This is a genomic window from Mammaliicoccus lentus, assembly GCF_947036595.1.
Lineage (GTDB): Bacteria > Bacillota > Bacilli > Staphylococcales > Staphylococcaceae > Mammaliicoccus > Mammaliicoccus lentus.
This window is the reverse complement of record NZ_OX344834.1, coordinates 2694034-2713877: the sequence shown is the minus strand read 5'-3', so window position 1 is coordinate 2713877 and position 19844 is coordinate 2694034. Positions and strand designations below refer to the sequence as shown.

13 protein-coding genes, 8 tRNA genes, 5 rRNA genes and 1 pseudogene are annotated in these 19844 nt (G+C 39.2%); all 27 read left to right on the top strand.

Annotated elements, in window-relative coordinates; translation table 11 throughout:
• The first annotated feature begins 3 nt into the window (after positions 1–3).
• The gene (locus ACNMOQ_RS13505) at positions 4–1170 is read left to right on the top strand and encodes a MazG nucleotide pyrophosphohydrolase domain-containing protein (protein ID WP_064211598.1); all 1167 of its coding nucleotides are present in this window, start codon (positions 4–6) and stop codon (positions 1168–1170) included.
• Positions 1167–1433, top strand: a complete 267-nt coding sequence (locus ACNMOQ_RS13500) for an RNA-binding S4 domain-containing protein (RefSeq protein WP_416349997.1) — start codon at positions 1167–1169, stop codon at positions 1431–1433. The genes ACNMOQ_RS13505 and ACNMOQ_RS13500 overlap by 4 nt, the downstream gene beginning before the upstream one ends.
• Positions 1434–1449: 16 nt before the next feature.
• The gene (locus tag ACNMOQ_RS13495; protein WP_064205202.1) at positions 1450–1833 is read left to right on the top strand and encodes an FtsB family cell division protein; all 384 of its coding nucleotides are present in this window, start codon (positions 1450–1452) and stop codon (positions 1831–1833) included.
• 83 nt (positions 1834–1916) lie between these two features.
• A complete protein-coding gene (locus ACNMOQ_RS13490) occupies positions 1917–2300 on the top strand; it encodes a S1 domain-containing RNA-binding protein (RefSeq protein ID WP_016999899.1) in 384 nt (127 codons plus the stop codon).
• An 86-nt stretch (positions 2301–2386) separates the two neighbouring features.
• The gene (tilS, locus tag ACNMOQ_RS13485) at positions 2387–3652 is read left to right on the top strand and encodes a tRNA lysidine(34) synthetase TilS (protein ID WP_416349996.1); all 1266 of its coding nucleotides are present in this window, start codon (positions 2387–2389) and stop codon (positions 3650–3652) included.
• The gene (hpt, locus tag ACNMOQ_RS13480) at positions 3652–4188 is read left to right on the top strand and encodes a hypoxanthine phosphoribosyltransferase (RefSeq protein WP_016999895.1); all 537 of its coding nucleotides are present in this window, start codon (positions 3652–3654) and stop codon (positions 4186–4188) included. The genes tilS and hpt overlap by 1 nt, the downstream gene beginning before the upstream one ends.
• A gap of 91 nt (positions 4189–4279) precedes the next feature.
• A complete protein-coding gene (gene ftsH, locus ACNMOQ_RS13475; protein ID WP_016999893.1) occupies positions 4280–6391 on the top strand; it encodes an ATP-dependent zinc metalloprotease FtsH in 2112 nt (703 codons plus the stop codon).
• Positions 6392–6455: 64 nt separating this feature from the next.
• Complete coding sequence (hslO, locus tag ACNMOQ_RS13470; RefSeq protein WP_016999891.1) at positions 6456–7328, top strand: Hsp33 family molecular chaperone HslO; 873 nt, start codon at positions 6456–6458, stop codon at positions 7326–7328.
• A gap of 117 nt (positions 7329–7445) precedes the next feature.
• Positions 7446–8375, top strand: a complete 930-nt coding sequence (gene cysK / locus ACNMOQ_RS13465) for a cysteine synthase A (protein WP_064211599.1) — start codon at positions 7446–7448, stop codon at positions 8373–8375.
• 141 nt (positions 8376–8516) lie between these two features.
• A complete protein-coding gene (gene folP, locus ACNMOQ_RS13460; protein WP_416349995.1) occupies positions 8517–9296 on the top strand; it encodes a dihydropteroate synthase in 780 nt (259 codons plus the stop codon).
• A 3-nt stretch (positions 9297–9299) separates the two neighbouring features.
• Complete coding sequence (folB, locus tag ACNMOQ_RS13455; RefSeq protein ID WP_016999885.1) at positions 9300–9659, top strand: dihydroneopterin aldolase; 360 nt, start codon at positions 9300–9302, stop codon at positions 9657–9659.
• On the top strand, positions 9660–10148 hold the full coding sequence (folK, locus tag ACNMOQ_RS13450; RefSeq protein ID WP_016999883.1) for a 2-amino-4-hydroxy-6-hydroxymethyldihydropteridine diphosphokinase: 489 nt from the start codon (positions 9660–9662) through the stop codon (positions 10146–10148).
• Between the two features lie 16 nt (positions 10149–10164).
• A pseudogene (locus tag ACNMOQ_RS13445) lies at positions 10165–10290 on the top strand (tRNA-dihydrouridine synthase); the annotation flags it as partial.
• A gap of 38 nt (positions 10291–10328) precedes the next feature.
• Positions 10329–11816: a lysine--tRNA ligase gene (lysS, locus tag ACNMOQ_RS13440; RefSeq protein WP_064205418.1), complete on the top strand. Its 1488-nt coding sequence runs from the start codon at positions 10329–10331 to the stop codon at positions 11814–11816.
• 287 nt (positions 11817–12103) lie between these two features.
• Positions 12104–12218, top strand: a 5S ribosomal RNA gene (rrf, locus tag ACNMOQ_RS13435).
• Between the two features lie 13 nt (positions 12219–12231).
• A tRNA-Val gene (locus tag ACNMOQ_RS13430) sits at positions 12232–12307 on the top strand.
• Between the two features lie 4 nt (positions 12308–12311).
• Positions 12312–12387 (top strand) — tRNA-Thr (locus ACNMOQ_RS13425).
• 7 nt (positions 12388–12394) lie between these two features.
• Positions 12395–12470, top strand: a tRNA-Lys gene (locus ACNMOQ_RS13420).
• Positions 12471–12498: 28 nt separating this feature from the next.
• A tRNA-Gly gene (locus tag ACNMOQ_RS13415) sits at positions 12499–12573 on the top strand.
• A 15-nt stretch (positions 12574–12588) separates the two neighbouring features.
• Positions 12589–12677 (top strand) — tRNA-Leu (locus ACNMOQ_RS13410).
• 6 nt (positions 12678–12683) lie between these two features.
• A tRNA-Arg gene (locus tag ACNMOQ_RS13405) sits at positions 12684–12760 on the top strand.
• Between the two features lie 10 nt (positions 12761–12770).
• Positions 12771–12844, top strand: a tRNA-Pro gene (locus ACNMOQ_RS13400).
• Positions 12845–12861: 17 nt separating this feature from the next.
• Positions 12862–12937: transfer RNA gene (locus ACNMOQ_RS13395), tRNA-Ala, on the top strand.
• 133 nt (positions 12938–13070) lie between these two features.
• Positions 13071–14626 (top strand): 16S ribosomal RNA (locus tag ACNMOQ_RS13390).
• 279 nt (positions 14627–14905) lie between these two features.
• Positions 14906–17832 (top strand): 23S ribosomal RNA (locus tag ACNMOQ_RS13385).
• Between the two features lie 88 nt (positions 17833–17920).
• Positions 17921–18035: ribosomal RNA gene (rrf, locus tag ACNMOQ_RS13380) — 5S ribosomal RNA — on the top strand.
• Between the two features lie 233 nt (positions 18036–18268).
• Positions 18269–19824, top strand: a 16S ribosomal RNA gene (locus tag ACNMOQ_RS13375).
• Together the 16S, 23S and 5S rRNA genes with 8 tRNA genes alongside form the textbook arrangement of a ribosomal RNA operon.
• Positions 19825–19844 lie beyond the last annotated feature (20 nt).

Here is a 19844-nt window from a genome sequence, read left to right as displayed (position 1 = left end):
ACAATGTCTCAACAAATTACAGTCGTTGGTTTAGGAAACTATAGTCTTGAAGAACTGCCATTGGGCATATATAGAACTTTACAATCAGCTGATAAAGTATATGCAAGAACAATAGAACACCCTGTCGTGAATGAATTAAAAGAAGTGAATTGGGAAAGCTTCGATTATATTTATGAAAAGCATGATCATTTTATAGATGTATATAATGAAATTGTAGATACGTTAATCGATAAGTCTCGAAATGAAGAGGTTATTTATGCAGTTCCTGGAGACCCGATGGTGGCAGAAACGACGACTCAATTTCTATTAGAAACAGATGCTCAAGTAAAAATTTTAGGTGGTAAAAGTTTTCTTGATGATATGTTTAGAGCGATTAAAATAGATCCAAACGATGGTTTAACATTATTAGATGGTACGAACCTAGAAGAAAAGATGTTAAATATAAGAACAAACACGATTATTACACAAGTTTATGATCAAATGGTAGCATCTGATGTTAAAGTCACTTTAATGGAACGTTATCCAGACGAACATATAGTTAGTTTAGTTACAAATGCAAGATTGGGAGAAGCTGATGTTATTACGTGTCCATTATATGAAATGGACCACCACGCATCACTATCTAATTTAACAAGTTTGTTTGTACCTAAGATAACGGACGATAATGAAATGTATAATGATTTTCAGTATTTGGAAAAAACAATAGACACACTTGTATCTGAAGATGGATGTCCATGGGATAAAGTGCAGACTCATGAAACGTTAAAACGTTATATAATTGAAGAAGCATTTGAATTAATTGAAGCAATCGATGAAGATGATATAGACCATATGATAGAGGAATTAGGCGATGTTTTATTACAAGTCATGCTGCATTCTGCTATTGGGAAGAAAGAAGGATACTTTGATATTAGAGAAGTAGTTGGTGTTTTAACGAGTAAAATGGTCAGAAGACATCCTCATGTGTTTGGAGAAGAAAAAGCAGATAGCTTAGATGATCTACATGAAATTTGGCAAAAAGAAAAACAAAAAGAAGGAAAAGTAAAACGTGAAAAATTGGAAAAAATATTTGCTGATTACTTTTTGAAGTTGTATGATAAAACCAAATTAGACAGTTTAAATGAAAAAGAACTTAAAGCATTAATTAATAGAGGGGATTTGAAACTTTGAGATTAGATAAATACTTAAAAGTATCGCGTTTGATTAAACGTCGAACATTAGCTAAAGAAGTAAGTGACCAAGGCAGAGTTAAAATAAATGGACAAACTGCTAAAGCTGGCACAAATGTTAATGTAGATGATGAATTAGAACTTAAATTAGGTAATCGTATTATTGTAGTGAAAGTAACAGGGCTTTCTGAGCATGCTAATAAAGAGAATGCAAAAACAATGTTTGAAGTTGTCAAAGAAGAGAAAATACAAGAATCTATATAAATAAGGAGGTATTCTTATGGCGCAAAAAATTAAAAATTTAGATAATGAATTTACACAGTCACAAAACAAAAAAAAGAAAACTGTTAATAAAACGCGCCAAGTGGTACGAAAAAGATTAACCTTGTTTGGTGGAATTTTGCTACTTATCATTATCATCATGATTATTATGTTGTTTTTGCAAAAAAATCGTAATGAAGAGTTAGTGCAAGAACGTAAAGAAAAAGCTGTAACTTATGAAAAATTACAGGATCAAGAAATAGAGTTGAAAGAACAAATAAAACGTTTAAATAATAAAGAATATATTGAAAAATTAGCAAGAAGCGAATATTTCCTTAGTAATGACGGTGAAATTATATTTAAATTACCAGAAGACAAAAAAGATTCAGAAAAAGACAAATAATCTATATATGACGTTGTATAATTTTGTATAGAAGCATATAATAAGGTTAAAGTGAAATTATATCAGGAGGATACAGTAATAATATGTCAATTGAAGTAGGCAATAAAGTCAAAGGGAAAGTTACAGGTATTAAAAATTTTGGTGCGTTTGTTGAATTACCTGAAGGGAAAAGTGGCCTTGTGCACATCAGTGAAGTCGCTGATAACTACGTAGAAAATGTTAATGACCATTTATCTGTAGGCGATGAAGTAGAAGTTAAAGTATTAACAGTAGCGGATGACGGCAAAATTAGCTTATCTATTAAAAAAGCTAAAGAACGTCCGAAACGTCAAGCGCCAAAGAAAGAAGCAAAGCCTGAAGACTTTGAGAAAAAATTATCAAACTTTTTAAAAGATAGTGAGGATAAGTTAACGTCTATTAAGAGACAAACTGAATCACGTCGTGGCGGTAAAGGTGCAAGACGATAATTGATTATAACTAAAAGAGGCTAATAACTTGAGCCTCTTTTTATTTTGAGATAATCAATTGAATTTATAGATTGAGGTGTGTAACAATGCTCGAGATAACTTGGGAACATGATGATAATTTAGCATTGGCTGTTTCAACTGGGATAGATAGTATGTCGTTATTACATTTACTAAATACGACGTACAAACACACTTACCAAAAATTGATTTGCTTACATGTAAATCATGGCTTAAGAAAAGAGTCGCAAGATGAAGCGAAATTTATTGAAGAATTTTGTGAAGAACATAATATTGAAATATATATTAAAACATTAGACTTGTCTGATGTAGTGCAACAAAATAAAAGTATTCAAGATGTATCTAGAAACATAAGATATGAATGGTTTGATCAAATAATGAAAGAAACCAATAGTACGATTTTATTAACAGCACATCATCTAGACGACCAAAAAGAAACCATAGCATACCGACTGTTTTCAGGTAGAATCGGTCGATCTTCACTTGGTATTTCTAAAAACCAAACTAGAAATGGTTATAAAATCATACGTCCTTTTTTAAATATATCCAAATCAGAATTAAGACAATATCAACATGAAACTCAATTTACTTATTTTGAAGATCAATCTAACCAAGACACTAAATATACAAGGAATTATATTCGCAATAATATTTTACCTATAGTTGATGAACGAGATGAATTATCAACTTCTCATTTAGTTACATTGAACCAATGGATGGATGATGCTCGGGATTTAGTAAATCAACAAGCACAAATGTTTATAAACAATGAGGTTGTTCAAGGATCTAAAATAGTAATAGACCGTCATAAATTTAATGATTTAAACCCACTTATAAAAATTCAGATTCTCGATAATTTGTTAGGAAAGTATGTTCAACGTCAATTTAGTATGAAGGCTTATCAAGAATGGCTCGACATATTTCATAATCAAAAAAAACAATCCGTTATTCCAGTATCTGATGATTGGCAGTTTATTGTAGCATATGATAAATTATTACTATGTAAAGATATTGAGTTCAATGTAAATTCTATATATATTGATAATGATGAGCAATTTATATTTGGGAATTGGGTGATTGAAGCTAAACGATTATCGTCTCCTTTATTTGTAAGGACAAGAGAGCCAGGAGATCGTATTCAGTATTATAACCGGGGAAATAAACAACACAAAAAAGTAAATAGAATCATGATAGACAACAAGATGGATATACATAAACGTGATTACTGTCCGATTATTGTTAACGAGGATGATATTGTAGCAATAGGGGATATTTGGATTGATTCTAACTTTAAAAATGTATTAACTATCACTTATATTGGAGATGACTTTTAATGAAAGATTCGATTAAGTCTGTTGTTTTATCTGCAGATGAAATTCAAGAAAGATGCAAAACACTAGGAAAGCAAATCACAGAAGATTATAATGGAAAAACACCTATTTGTATAGGAATCCTTAAAGGGTCCATTATGTTCATGACAGATTTAATCAAAAATATTGATACGCATTTAGAAATAGATTTCATGGATGTGTCAAGCTATCATGGTGGAACAGAATCAACTGGAGAAGTTAAAATTTTAAAAGACTTAAGTACATCAGTTGAAAATAGAGATGTGATTATCATCGAAGATATTTTAGAAACGGGTACAACTTTAAATTCAATAGTTGATTTATTGAAATACAGAAATGTTAATTCTATTGAAATTGTGACACTATTAGACAAGCCAATGAAGCGTAAAGTGGATATTGAAGCTAAATACGTCGGCGAAAAAATTCCAGATGAATTCGTAGTGGGTTATGGATTAGATTTTGCTGAGAAATATCGTAATTTACCGTATATTGGAACGTTAAAACCTGAAATCTATGAATGATTAGTTAAGTAAGGTTAATTACTAGCGTGTGAAATTATAAATGTGGTAAAATTTTTGTTAGTTTTATTAATTGAGTAGGAGGACAAATTGAATGCAAAAAGCTTTTCGAAATATATTAATGATTGCGCTTTTAGCTATCGTCCTATTTGGTGTGTTCCAGTTCATTAATGGCAACGGACAATCACCAAAACAACTTACATATAATGAGTTTATGACGAAGTTAGAAAAAGGCGATTTAAAAACGTTAACTATTCAACCAGAACAAAATGTTTATATGGTTAGCGGTGAACTAAAAAAAGGTAAAGATGAAAAATATACATCTTCAATCCTATTTAACAACCAAGATGATCTGAAAAAAATTACAGAAACAGCCGATAAGCAAAGTGACTTGAAATTCAATGTCAAAGAAGAAGAAAAACAAAGTGTGTTCGTAAGTGTGTTAACGACACTCATCCCTGTTTTAATTATTGCATTTTTATTTATATTCTTCTTAAGCCAAATGCAAGGCGGCGGTGGCGGTGGCGGCCGCGTTATGAACTTTGGTAAATCAAAAGCCAAACTTTATGACGACCAGAAAAAACGCGTTAGATTCTCTGATGTAGCAGGTGCTGACGAAGAGAAACAAGAATTAGTGGAAATTGTAGATTTCCTTAAAGATAATCGTAAATTCAAGAAAATGGGCGCACGAATACCTAAAGGTGTTTTACTAGTTGGTCCTCCAGGAACAGGTAAAACTTTACTTGCAAGAGCTGTTGCAGGTGAAGCTGGAACACCGTTCTTCTCAATAAGTGGTTCTGACTTCGTTGAGATGTTCGTTGGTGTCGGTGCAAGCCGTGTTCGTGACTTATTCGAAAATGCTAAGAAAAATGCTCCATGTATCATCTTTATTGATGAAATTGACGCTGTAGGTCGTCAACGTGGCGCAGGTGTTGGCGGTGGACACGATGAACGTGAACAAACACTGAACCAATTATTAGTTGAAATGGATGGCTTCGGTGAAAACGAAGGTATCATTATGATTGCAGCTACTAACCGTCCTGATATTCTTGACCCAGCATTATTACGTCCTGGACGTTTTGATAGACAAATTCAAGTTGGTCGTCCAGATGTTAGAGGTCGTGAAGCAGTACTTAAAGTACATGCACGTAATAAACCTTTAGATGAAACAGTAGACCTAAAAGCAATTTCACAAAGAACACCAGGATTCTCAGGTGCAGATTTAGAAAACTTATTAAATGAAGCATCATTAGTTGCTGCTCGTACAAATAAAACTAAAATTGATATGCGAGATATAGAAGAAGCTACAGACAGAGTTATCGCTGGACCAGCCAAGAAGTCACGTGTTATTTCCGAAAAAGAAAAAAATATTGTGGCTTTCCATGAAGCGGGACATACAATTATCGGTTGTGTATTAGATGAAGCTGAAATGGTTCATAAAGTAACAATCGTTCCTCGCGGACAAGCTGGTGGATATGCAATGATGTTACCTAAAGAAGATCGTTACTTCATGACTGAACCAGAACTATTAGATAAAATAGTTGGACTATTAGGTGGTCGTGTTTCTGAAGAGATTAACTTTGGTGAGGCATCAACTGGTGCACATAACGACTTCCAACGTGCTACTAGTATTGCACGTAAGATGGTTACGGAATACGGTATGAGTAAGAAATTAGGTCCGTTACAATTCGGTAGCTCAGACAGTGGACAAGTATTCTTAGGTAAAGATATGCAGTCTGAACCAAATTATTCAGATCAAATTGCTTATGAAATTGATTCAGAAGTACAACGTATTATTAAAGAACAATATGAACGTTGTAAACAAATTCTTACAGAGCATAAATCTCAATTAGAGTTAATTGCTAAAACATTACTTGTTGAAGAAACGTTAGTCGCTGAACAAATCCACTCATTATTTAACGAAGGAAAATTACCAGAAGTTAAATACGATGATTCTCACTTAGAAGAAGACAATGAACCTGACGAAGATAAATATGAAGGTGACTTAACACAACAAGAAGGCACATTAGATGTCGAAGATGACAAAATTGGTAAATCTTACGAAGAGGTTAAAAAAGAAGAATCTCATAATTCGAAAGATGAACAAGAATCTGATGAAGAAAAATCTAATGATGAGCCAGCACATAAAGAAGAACCAAATATCGATGATTTAGGTGACAATAAACCTACAGATCGTAAAGAATAAATTTATACAAGTCCCTTTCAATAGTTTGATTGAGAGGGGCTTTTTTTAAAGAAGGAGTATATTTATGACAAAAGATTATTTAGTAAGAGCATTGGCATTTAATGATGAAGTACGTGCTTTTGCTGTACAGACTACAAATACAATTCAAGAAGCTCAAACGAGACATTACACATGGCCAACTGCTTCTGCTGCATTGGGAAGATCGATGACAGCAGGTGTGATAATGGGTTCAATGTTAAAAAATGAAGAGAAATTAACGATTACTATCGACGGGGGCGGACCTATAGGTAAAATTATGGTAGATGCTAATGCTAAAGGTGAAGTTAGAGGTTATGTTCAAAATCCTCAAACTCATTTCCCGTTAAATGATCAAGGTAAATTGGACGTAAGACGTGCAGTAGGTACAGATGGTATGCTAAGCGTCGTAAAAGATATTGGGCTAAAAGACTATTTCACAGGTTCTACACCGATTGTTTCGGGAGAACTTGGCGAAGACTTTACTTATTATTTTGTTACGAGTGAACAAGTTCCATCAGCTGTTGGACTAGGTGTACTGGTAAACCCAGATAATTCTATTAAAGCAGCAGGCGGGTTTGTTATTCAGCTTATGCCAGGTGCTTCTGAAGAAACGATTGAAGCGATTGAAGAAAAAATTAATCAAATGGAACCTGTTTCTAAATTGATAGATAGAGGCCTTTCACCAGAAGAATTAATTGAAACGGTGTTAGGAAAAGAAAACACAAGAATAATTGATAACATGGAAGTAGAGTTCAAATGTAATTGTTCAAGAGAAAAATTCTTAAATGCAATTAAAGGTTTAGGAGAGGCAGAAATCGACTCAATGATAGAAGAAGATCATGGAGCTGAAGTAGAATGCCATTTCTGTAGAACGAAATATAATTTTACAGAAGAAGATTTAATGTCACTTAAAAAATAAATGTAAAAAGTAATTTAGTAAATACTTTCACTTTAAGGCGTATTTTGTTATAATAAGTATATCCGATAAAGAAACTAAGATATGAAATTGAAAATACTGACTAGGAGTGAATTATAAATGGCTAAGAGAGTAAATAATATTGTTGAATTAATTGGAGATACACCTGTTGTTAAATTAAATAGAGTAGTGGAAGATGGTTCGGCAGATGTTTATGTAAAATTAGAATATCAAAACCCGGGTAGTTCAGTTAAAGATAGAATCGCTTTAGCGATGTTAGAAGCTGCTGAAAAAGAAGGTAAAATTAAACCGGGCGATACTATTATAGAGCCTACATCTGGTAATACTGGTATCGGTCTAGCAATGGTAGCAGCTGCAAAAGGTTACAAAGCAGTATTTGTTATGCCGGACACAATGAGTAGTGAACGTCGTGCGCTATTAAAAGCTTATGGTGCCGAATTAGTATTGACACCTGGAGCTGAAGGAATGAAAGGTGCAATCAAAAAAGCAAAAGAACTCAAAGAAGAAAAAGGCTATTTTGAACCACAACAATTCGAAAACCCAGCAAACCCTAAAGTTCATGAATTAACAACTGGTCCAGAATTAGTTGAACAATTCGAAGGTACAGAAATAGATGCTTTCTTAGCTGGTGTCGGTACAGGCGGAACATTAACTGGTGCAGGTAAAGTGCTTAAAGAAAAATACCCTAACATCCAAATCGTAGCTATTGAGCCTGAAGATTCTGCTATATTAAGTGGCGGAAATCCAGGACCACATAAACTACAAGGTTTAGGTGCAGGATTTGTCCCAGACACTTTAGATACAAAAGTTTATGATGATGTTATTAAAGTAGGAAATGAAGAAGCGATGGAAATGTCTAGAAGAGTTGCTAAAGAAGAAGGGATTCTTGGCGGTATTTCATCTGGTGCTGCTATAAAAGCTGCATTGAAAAAAGCAAAAGAATTAGGTGAAGGTAAAACAGTTGTTACAGTATTACCAAGTAACGGTGAACGTTACCTATCTACACCATTATATGCTTTTGAAGACTAATCATTTATAATTTTATAATGTATTAACTTTTAATTACGAATCACGTCTAGAATAAATAACTTAAATAAGTTATTTCATTTAGGCGTGATTTTTTAAATTTGTTATAATAAGTTTATCTATGTAAAAGGTAGGTTTTCTATTGTGAAAAATACGAAAGTTATGGGTATTTTAAATGTGACGCCAGATTCTTTTTCTGATGGTGGTTCTTATAATAGTGTTGAAAATGCTAGAGCACATGCTGAACAATTAATAAGTGAAGGTGCAGATATTATAGATATTGGCGGTGTTTCAACACGTCCTGGATATACTAAAGTAACGTTAGAAGAAGAATTGAATAGAGTTATACCTGTAATAGAAGCATTAAATGATTTAGATGTTCAATTATCGGTAGACACGTTTAGAAGCCAAGTTGCAGAAGAATCGTTAAAACGTGGTGTAACGATGATTAACGATCAATGGGCTGGGTTATATGATCCTGAAATATTTAATGTTGTTGCGAAATATGATGCCGAAATTATTTTAATGCATAATGGGGACGGCAACCGAGAAATGCCAGTGATGGATGAATTGCTATTATCTTTATTGAAACAAGCAAATCAAGCAGAAATAGCAGGAATACCCGAAAAAAATATTTGGTTAGATCCTGGTATTGGATTTGCTAAATCAAGAGAAGAAGAACGTATAGTAATGTCGAGGTTAGATGAATTAGTAGCAACAGGTTATAAAGTGATGCTGGCTACAAGTAGAAAACGTCTCATCAATGATTTACTAGGTGGAAATATAGATGTGAAAGAGCGTGATGAAGCAACTGCAGCAACGACAGCTTTTGGAATTGAAAAAGGTATTCATGCTGTACGCGTACACAACGTAAAAATGAATAAAAGAGTTGCGCAAACTATTGATGCTTTGAAAGGGATATAAAATATGGATAAAATTATACTAGATGGCATGTCTTTTTATGGATATCATGGAGCATTTAAAGCTGAAAACGAATTAGGGCAGATATTTTTAGTAGATTTAGAATTGAAATTAGATTTATCTGAAGCTGGAGAAACAGATGATTTAGAAAAGACTGTAAACTACGGTGAAGTATTCGAGATTGTTAAAGAAATAATGGAAGGGGAACCAGTACAATTAATTGAACATCTCGCAGAACGTATTGCAAAACAATTATTTTCGCACTATAATCGAGTATTGGAAACTAAAGTAAAGATTACGAAAAATAATCCGCCAATTCCGGGACATTATAATGGTGTTGGTATTGAGATCGTGAGGAAGAGATAAATGCATACCGCATATTTAGGTTTAGGAAGTAATATAGGAGAGAGGGAACTTCAATTAGAACAAGCTGTTACATTTTTAAATTCAGAAGAAGGTATCAAAGTAACGCAAGTATCTCCAATATATGAAACAAAACCGGTAGGATACACAGAACAACCTGATTTTTTGAATATGTGTATCGAAATCTCAACTGAATTAGAAGCATTAGACTTGTTGAAAGTATGTATGATGGTTGAGCAACAATTACATCGTGTTAGAAATGAACGATGGGGACCACGTACCATTGATATTGATATATTATTATATGATCAATCCGTTATTCAATCACCAGACTTAGAAGTGCCACACCCAAGAATGACAGAAAGAGCATTTGTGATGGTACCACTTAATGATATCGCCTCAAATGTTGTTGAACCAATATCCAAAAAATATATTTGGGAGCTATTGCCAAACGACGAACAAGTAGTAAAGTATAATAAAGAAAGAGGTTAGACCATGTGGGAAATAGGAAATGAAAAAACATGCTTCATGGTACTTAAAAGATGTAAGAGGTAGAGTTAGAAAAGTTATAAATCAAACAAATACAAGAGATGAGTTAGTAAGTATTCTTGAACAATTTGTTGAAGAGCAATAACAAGAAATAAGTGCAATTTAATTAAGGAGTGGAAGATCATGTCAGAAGAAATGAATGACCAAATGTTGGTTCGAAGAGAAAAACTACAAGAATTAAGAGATTTAGGTATTGATCCATTCGGGCAGAAATTTGTAAGAAGCGGAGATTCTGTTACTTTACATAAAGAATGGGACGAATTTACAAAAGAAGAACTTCAAGAAAAAGAAGAAGAGTCTTCAGTTGCTATAGCTGGACGTTTGATGACTAAAAGAGGTAAAGGTAAAGCAGGATTTGCTCATGTTAAAGATATAACAGGACAAATTCAAATTTATGTTCGTAAAGACCAAGTCGGTGAAGAACAATTTGAAATTTGGAAACATGCTGATTTAGGAGACATAGTTGGAATTAAAGGTGTTATGTTCAAGACGAATACTGGTGAATTATCTGTTAAAGCGAAAGAATTCGTAGTATTAACTAAGTCTTTAAGACCTTTACCAGATAAATATCATGGTTTACAAGACATTGAACAACGCTATCGTCAACGTTATTTAGACTTAATTACAAGTGAAGAATCAACAAAAACATTCATTACACGTAGCCAAATTATTCAAGAGATGAGAAATTACTTGAACCAAAAAGGTTTCTTAGAAGTTGAAACACCAATGATGCATCAAATAGCAGGAGGTGCTTCAGCACGTCCGTTCGTTACACATCATAATGCTTTAGATGCTACTTTATACATGAGAATAGCAATTGAATTGCACTTAAAACGACTTATTGTTGGTGGTTTAGAAAAAGTATATGAAATCGGAAGAGTATTCCGTAATGAAGGTGTGTCAACGAGACATAACCCTGAGTTCACTATGATAGAGTTATATGAAGCTTATGCAGACTATAATGATATTATGGATTTAACTGAAGCAATGGTCGCTTCAATAGCTGAAAAAGTACTTGGTTCTGCTACAATTCAATATGGAGAAGAAACAATCGATCTAGCTTCAAAATGGAAGAGATGGCACATGGTAGATGCTGTCAAAGAATATACAGGAGTAGACTTCTATGAAGTTAAAACTGATGAAGAGGCACATGAATTAGCAAAACAACATAATATAGAAGTAGAAGATCGTATGACATATGGTCATATCTTAAATGAATTCTTCGAACAAAAAGTAGAAGAAGAATTAATTCAACCTACGTTTATTTATGGACATCCAATTGAAATATCACCATTAGCTAAGAAAAATCCAGAAGATCCACGATTTACTGATCGCTTCGAACTATTTATAGTTGGTAGAGAACACGCTAATGCATTTACAGAATTAAATGATCCAATCGATCAACGTGAAAGATTTGAAGCGCAAGTGAAAGAAAAAGATCAAGGTAATGATGAAGCACATGAAATGGATGAAGATTTCATCGAAGCATTAGAATATGGTATGCCTCCGACAGGTGGATTAGGTATTGGTATTGACCGTTTAGTTATGCTATTAACAAATTCAGCATCAATAAGAGATGTACTATTATTCCCATATATGAGACAAAAATAATTTTATGTTCGGCAATAACCTTTAATAATAAGGTTATTGCCTTTATTTTTGGTATTAAATGACATAAATAAAGCGTTAAAACGTTTTCTTATTAAAAAAACAACTTTTTTCATAAAAAGCATTGACGAAAGAATATAAATTGGGTATTATATAAAGGTCGCTGAAAACAAGCGGACGTGAATTCGAAAACTTTGTAAAGAAAGTTAACAAGGTGTAAAATTTACTATTGAAAAACATAAACTAACTCTATATAATATATAAAGTAAGACAAAAACGAAACAACATTGTCTGGTGGCGATAGCAAAGAGGTCACACCTGTTCCCATGCCGAACACAGAAGTTAAGCTCTTTAGCGCCGATGGTAGTTGGACTTACGTTCCGCGAGAGTAGGACGCTGCCGGGCAGTATTGTTAATTGGAGAATTAGCTCAGCTGGGAGAGCATCTGCCTTACAAGCAGAGGGTCGGCGGTTCGAACCCGTCATTCTCCACCATTTAGCCGGCCTAGCTCAACTGGTAGAGCAACTGACTTGTAATCAGTAGGTTGGGGGTTCAAGTCCTCTGGCCGGCACCATGTTTTAGAGCCATTAGCTCAGTTGGTAGAGCATCTGACTTTTAATCAGAGGGTCAGAGGTTCGAATCCTCTATGGCTCACCATTAATAATATTGTAAAAATAATGATTTAGCGGAAGTAGTTCAGCGGTAGAATACAACCTTGCCAAGGTTGGGGTCGCGGGTTCGAATCCCGTCTTCCGCTCCATTTTTATTTTTTCTTGCCGGGGTGGCGGAACTGGCAGACGCACAGGACTTAAAATCCTGCGATAAGTGATTATCGTACCGGTTCGATTCCGGTCCTCGGCACCATTTTTAGCGCCCGTAGCTCAATTGGATAGAGCGTTTGACTACGGATCAAGAGGCTAGGGGTTCGACTCCTCTCGGGCGCGCCATTATTAATAACGGGAAGTAGCTCAGCTTGGTAGAGCACTTGGTTTGGGACCAAGGGGTCGCAGGTTCGAATCCTGTCTTCCCGACTTCTATTAAATATTTTGGGGGCTTAGCTCAGATGGGAGAGCGCCTGCTTTGCACGCAGGAGGTCAGCGGTTCGATCCCGCTAGTCTCCACCATTTATAAAATAGATAATGAACATTGAAAACTGAATGACAATATGTCAACGTTAATTCCAATAATTGAGTACTGAAAGTACTTCAAAGAGTGATTGGCTTAACCAATCAACAAGAGCTAATCAAGCTTACTTCTTTTATGGAGAGTTTGATCCTGGCTCAGGATGAACGCTGGCGGCGTGCCTAATACATGCAAGTCGAGCGAACAGATGAGAAGCTTGCTTCTCTGATGTTAGCGGCGGACGGGTGAGTAACACGTGGGTAACCTACCTATAAGACTGGGATAACTCCGGGAAACCGGGGCTAATACCGGATAATATATTGAACCGCATGGTTCAATGTTGAAAGACGGTTTCGGCTGTCACTTATAGATGGACCCGCGCCGTATTAGCTAGTTGGTAAGGTAACGGCTTACCAAGGCAACGATACGTAGCCGACCTGAGAGGGTGATCGGCCACACTGGAACTGAGACACGGTCCAGACTCCTACGGGAGGCAGCAGTAGGGAATCTTCCGCAATGGGCGAAAGCCTGACGGAGCAACGCCGCGTGAGTGATGAAGGTCTTAGGATCGTAAAACTCTGTTGTTAGGGAAGAACAAATTTGTTAGTAACTGAACAAGTCTTGACGGTACCTAACCAGAAAGCCACGGCTAACTACGTGCCAGCAGCCGCGGTAATACGTAGGTGGCAAGCGTTATCCGGAATTATTGGGCGTAAAGCGCGCGTAGGCGGTTTCTTAAGTCTGATGTGAAAGCCCACGGCTCAACCGTGGAGGGTCATTGGAAACTGGGGAACTTGAGTGCAGAAGAGGAGAGTGGAATTCCATGTGTAGCGGTGAAATGCGCAGAGATATGGAGGAACACCAGTGGCGAAGGCGGCTCTCTGGTCTGTAACTGACGCTGATGTGCGAAAGCGTGGGGATCAAACAGGATTAGATACCCTGGTAGTCCACGCCGTAAACGATGAGTGCTAAGTGTTAGGGGGTTTCCGCCCCTTAGTGCTGCAGCTAACGCATTAAGCACTCCGCCTGGGGAGTACGACCGCAAGGTTGAAACTCAAAGGAATTGACGGGGACCCGCACAAGCGGTGGAGCATGTGGTTTAATTCGAAGCAACGCGAAGAACCTTACCAAATCTTGACATCCTTTGACCGCTCTAGAGATAGAGTCTTCCCCTTCGGGGGACAAAGTGACAGGTGGTGCATGGTTGTCGTCAGCTCGTGTCGTGAGATGTTGGGTTAAGTCCCGCAACGAGCGCAACCCTTAAGCTTAGTTGCCATCATTAAGTTGGGCACTCTAGGTTGACTGCCGGTGACAAACCGGAGGAAGGTGGGGATGACGTCAAATCATCATGCCCCTTATGATTTGGGCTACACACGTGCTACAATGGATAATACAAAGGGCAGCGAACCCGCGAGGTCAAGCAAATCCCATAAAATTATTCTCAGTTCGGATTGTAGTCTGCAACTCGACTACATGAAGCTGGAATCGCTAGTAATCGTAGATCAGCATGCTACGGTGAATACGTTCCCGGGTCTTGTACACACCGCCCGTCACACCACGAGAGTTTGTAACACCCGAAGCCGGTGGAGTAACCTTTTATTAGGAGCTAGCCGTCGAAGGTGGGACAGATGATTGGGGTGAAGTCGTAACAAGGTAGCCGTATCGGAAGGTGCGGCTGGATCACCTCCTTTCTAAGGATATTACGGAATGACCATAAGGTCATGGAATAACGGAGACATATTGTATTCAGTTTTGAATGTTTATTTGACATTCAACATTGCACATTGAAAACTAGATAAGTAAGCAAATAGATTTTACCAAGCAAAAAACCGAGTGAATTTTTAACGAAATTCAACAAGCTTAATAATCGCGCGTCGTCTTTTTAGACGACATCACAGATTAATAACTGGTAAAGGTTAGTTAAACATGGTTGTATCTTCGATACACAGTGCTTAACTAAGGATTTACATGATTAAGTTATTAAGGGCGCACGGTGGATGCCTTGGCACTAGAAGCCGAAGAAGGACGTTACTAACGACGATATGCTTTGGGGAGCTGTAAGTACGCTTTGATCCAGAGATTTCCGAATGGGGAAACCCAGCATGAGTTATGTCATGTTATCCACATATGAATACATAGTATGTGAGAAGGCACACCCGGAGAACTGAAACATCTTAGTACCCGGAGGAAGAGAAAGAAAACTCGATTCCCTGAGTAGCGGCGAGCGAAACGGGAATAGCCCAAACCAATAGGCTTGCCTATTGGGGTTGTAGGACACTCAATACGGAGTTACAAAGGAAATAATTAGACGAATGGTTTTGGAAAAGCCAACCATAGAAGGTAAAGGTCCTGTAGTCGAAAGTTATTTCTCTCCTGAGTGGATCCTGAGTACGGCGGAACACGTGTAATTCCGTCGGAATCTGGGAGGACCATCTCCCAAGGCTAAATACTCTCTAGTGACCGATAGTGAACCAGTACCGTGAGGGAAAGGTGAAAAGCACCCCGGAAGGGGAGTGAAATAGAACCTGAAACCGTGTGCTTACAAATAGTCAGAGCCCGTTAATGGGTGATGGCGTGCCTTTTGTAGAATGAACCGGCGAGTTACGATTTGATGCAAGGTTAAGCAGTAAATGTGGAGCCGTAGCGAAAGCGAGTCTGAATAGGGCGAATGAGTATCTGATCGTAGACCCGAAACCAAGTGATCTACCCATGTCCAGGTTGAAGTTCAGGTAACACTGAATGGAGGACCGAACCGACTTACGTTGAAAAGTGAGCGGATGAGGTGTGGGTAGCGGAGAAATTCCAATCGAACTTGGAGATAGCTGGTTCTCTCCGAAATAGCTTTAGGGCTAGCCTCAAGTGATGATTATTGGAGGTAGAGCACTGTTTGGACGAGGGGCCCCTCTAGGGTTACCGAATTCAGACAAACTCCGAATGCCAAATAATTTAACTTGGGAGTCAGACTATGGGTGATAAGGTCCATAGTCGAAAGGGAAACAGCCCAGACCACCAGCTAAGGTCCCAAAATATATGTTAAGTGGAAAAGGATGTGGCGTTGCCCAGACAACTAGGATGTTGGCTTAGAAGCAGCCATCATTTAAAGAGTGCGTAATAGCTCACTAGTCGAGTGACACTGCGCCGAAAATGTACCGGGGCTAAACATATTACCGAAGCTGTGGATTATCCGTAAGGATAATGGTAGGAGAGCGTTCTAAACGTGTTGAAGCATGATCGCAAGGACATGTGGAATGTTTAGAAGTGAGAATGCCGGTGTGAGTAGCGAAAGATGGGTGAGAATCCCATCCACCGATTGACTAAGGTTTCCAGAGGAAGGCTCGTCCGCTCTGGGTTAGTCGGGACCTAAGCCGAGGCCGATAGGCGTAGGCGATGGATAACAGGTAGATATTCCTGTACCACCTATGATTGTTTGAACGATGGGGGGACGCAGTAGGATAGGCGAAGCGTGCTGTTGGAGTGCACGTCCAAGCAACAAGACTGAGTGTTAGGCAAATCCGGCACTCGTAAGGTTGAGTTGTGATGGGGAGTTGGATCATGAATCCGACGAGTCGTTGATTTCACACTGCCAAGAAAAGCCTCTAGTTAGAAAATAGGTGCCCGTACCGCAAACCGACACAGGTAGTCAAGATGAGAATTCTAAGGTGAGCGAGCGAACTCTCGTTAAGGAACTCGGCAAAATGACCCCGTAACTTCGGGAGAAGGGGTGCTTTTTAAGGTGCAAGCCTTGAAGAGCCGCAGTGAATAGGCCCAAGCGACTGTTTATCAAAAACACAGGTCTCTGCTAAACCGTAAGGTGATGTATAGGGGCTGACGCCTGCCCGGTGCTGGAAGGTTAAGAGGAGTGGTTAGCTTCTGCGAAGCTACGAATCGAAGCCCCAGTAAACGGCGGCCGTAACTATAACGGTCCTAAGGTAGCGAAATTCCTTGTCGGGTAAGTTCCGACCCGCACGAAAGGCGTAACGATTTGGGCACTGTCTCAACGAGAGACTCGGTGAAATCATAGTACCTGTGAAGATGCAGGTTACCCGCGACAGGACGGAAAGACCCCGTGGAGCTTTACTGTAGCCTGATATTGAAATTCGGCACAGCTTGTACAGGATAGGTAGGAGCCTTAGAAACGTGAGCGCTAGCTTACGTGGAGGCGCTGGTGGGATACTACCCTGGCTGTGTTGACTTTCTAACCCGCACCATTTGATCATGGTGGGAGACAGTGTCAGGCGGGCAGTTTGACTGGGGCGGTCGCCTCCTAAAGAGTAACGGAGGCGCTCAAAGGTTCCCTCAGAATGGTTGGAAATCATTCGCAGAGTGTAAAGGCACAAGGGAGCTTGACTGCGAGACTTACAAGTCGAGCAGGGTCGAAAGACGGACTTAGTGATCCGGTGGTTCCGCATGGAAGGGCCATCGCTCAACGGATAAAAGCTACCCCGGGGATAACAGGCTTATCTCCCCCAAGAGTTCACATCGACGGGGAGGTTTGGCACCTCGATGTCGGCTCATCGCATCCTGGGGCTGTAGTCGGTCCCAAGGGTTGGGCTGTTCGCCCATTAAAGCGGTACGCGAGCTGGGTTCAGAACGTCGTGAGACAGTTCGGTCCCTATCCGTCGTGGGCGTAGGAAATTTGAGAGGAGCTGTCCTTAGTACGAGAGGACCGGGATGGACATACCTCTGGTGTACCAGTTGTCGTGCCAACGGCATAGCTGGGTAGCTATGTATGGACGGGATAAGTGCTGAAAGCATCTAAGCATGAAGCCCCCCTCAAGATGAGATTTCCCAACTTCGGTTATAAGATCCCTCAAAGATGATGAGGTTAATAGGTTCGGGGTGTAAGCGCAGTAATGTGTGTAGCTGACGAATACTAATCGATCGAAGACTTAATCAAATTTTTAAAATCGGTTTTTGAGCCGTAAAATCTGCTTACTATCTAGTTTTGAATGTGCAATACATTCTTAATAAGTTTTTACTATTTGTCTGGTGACGATAGCAAAGAGGTCACACCTGTTCCCATGCCGAACACAGAAGTTAAGCTCTTTAGCGCCGATGGTAGTTGGGCTTACGTTCCGCGAGAGTAGGACGTTGCCGGGCAAAATTCAATTTTTGACCCTAGGGTCTTTTTTTCTTGAATAAATTCTTGGAAAAGTTGAATTAGTTATTGACACAAGGTTTTAATAAGAGTATAATTAATTCTTGTGATACAAAATGAACATTGAAAACTGAATGACAATATGTCAACGTTAATTCCAATAATTTGAGTACTGAAAGTACTTCAAAGAGTGATTGGCTTAACCAATCAACAAGAGCTAATCAAGCTTACTTCTTTTATGGAGAGTTTGATCCTGGCTCAGGATGAACGCTGGCGGCGTGCCTAATACATGCAAGTCGAGCGAACAGATGAGAAGCTTGCTTCTCTGATGTTAGCGGCGGACGGGTGAGTAACACGTGGGTAACCTACCTATAAGACTGGGATAACTCCGGGAAACCGGGGCTAATACCGGATAATATATTGAACCGCATGGTTCAATGTTGAAAGACGGTTTCGGCTGTCACTTATAGATGGACCCGCGCCGTATTAGCTAGTTGGTAAGGTAACGGCTTACCAAGGCAACGATACGTAGCCGACCTGAGAGGGTGATCGGCCACACTGGAACTGAGACACGGTCCAGACTCCTACGGGAGGCAGCAGTAGGGAATCTTCCGCAATGGGCGAAAGCCTGACGGAGCAACGCCGCGTGAGTGATGAAGGTCTTAGGATCGTAAAACTCTGTTGTTAGGGAAGAACAAATTTGTTAGTAACTGAACAAGTCTTGACGGTACCTAACCAGAAAGCCACGGCTAACTACGTGCCAGCAGCCGCGGTAATACGTAGGTGGCAAGCGTTATCCGGAATTATTGGGCGTAAAGCGCGCGTAGGCGGTTTCTTAAGTCTGATGTGAAAGCCCACGGCTCAACCGTGGAGGGTCATTGGAAACTGGGGAACTTGAGTGCAGAAGAGGAGAGTGGAATTCCATGTGTAGCGGTGAAATGCGCAGAGATATGGAGGAACACCAGTGGCGAAGGCGGCTCTCTGGTCTGTAACTGACGCTGATGTGCGAAAGCGTGGGGATCAAACAGGATTAGATACCCTGGTAGTCCACGCCGTAAACGATGAGTGCTAAGTGTTAGGGGGTTTCCGCCCCTTAGTGCTGCAGCTAACGCATTAAGCACTCCGCCTGGGGAGTACGACCGCAAGGTTGAAACTCAAAGGAATTGACGGGGACCCGCACAAGCGGTGGAGCATGTGGTTTAATTCGAAGCAACGCGAAGAACCTTACCAAATCTTGACATCCTTTGACCGCTCTAGAGATAGAGTCTTCCCCTTCGGGGGACAAAGTGACAGGTGGTGCATGGTTGTCGTCAGCTCGTGTCGTGAGATGTTGGGTTAAGTCCCGCAACGAGCGCAACCCTTAAGCTTAGTTGCCATCATTAAGTTGGGCACTCTAGGTTGACTGCCGGTGACAAACCGGAGGAAGGTGGGGATGACGTCAAATCATCATGCCCCTTATGATTTGGGCTACACACGTGCTACAATGGATAATACAAAGGGCAGCGAACCCGCGAGGTCAAGCAAATCCCATAAAATTATTCTCAGTTCGGATTGTAGTCTGCAACTCGACTACATGAAGCTGGAATCGCTAGTAATCGTAGATCAGCATGCTACGGTGAATACGTTCCCGGGTCTTGTACACACCGCCCGTCACACCACGAGAGTTTGTAACACCCGAAGCCGGTGGAGTAACCTTTTATTAGGAGCTAGCCGTCGAAGGTGGGACAGATGATTGGGGTGAAGTCGTAACAAGGTAGCCGTATCGGAAGGTGCGGCTGGATCACCTCCTTTCTAAGGATATTACGGAATGA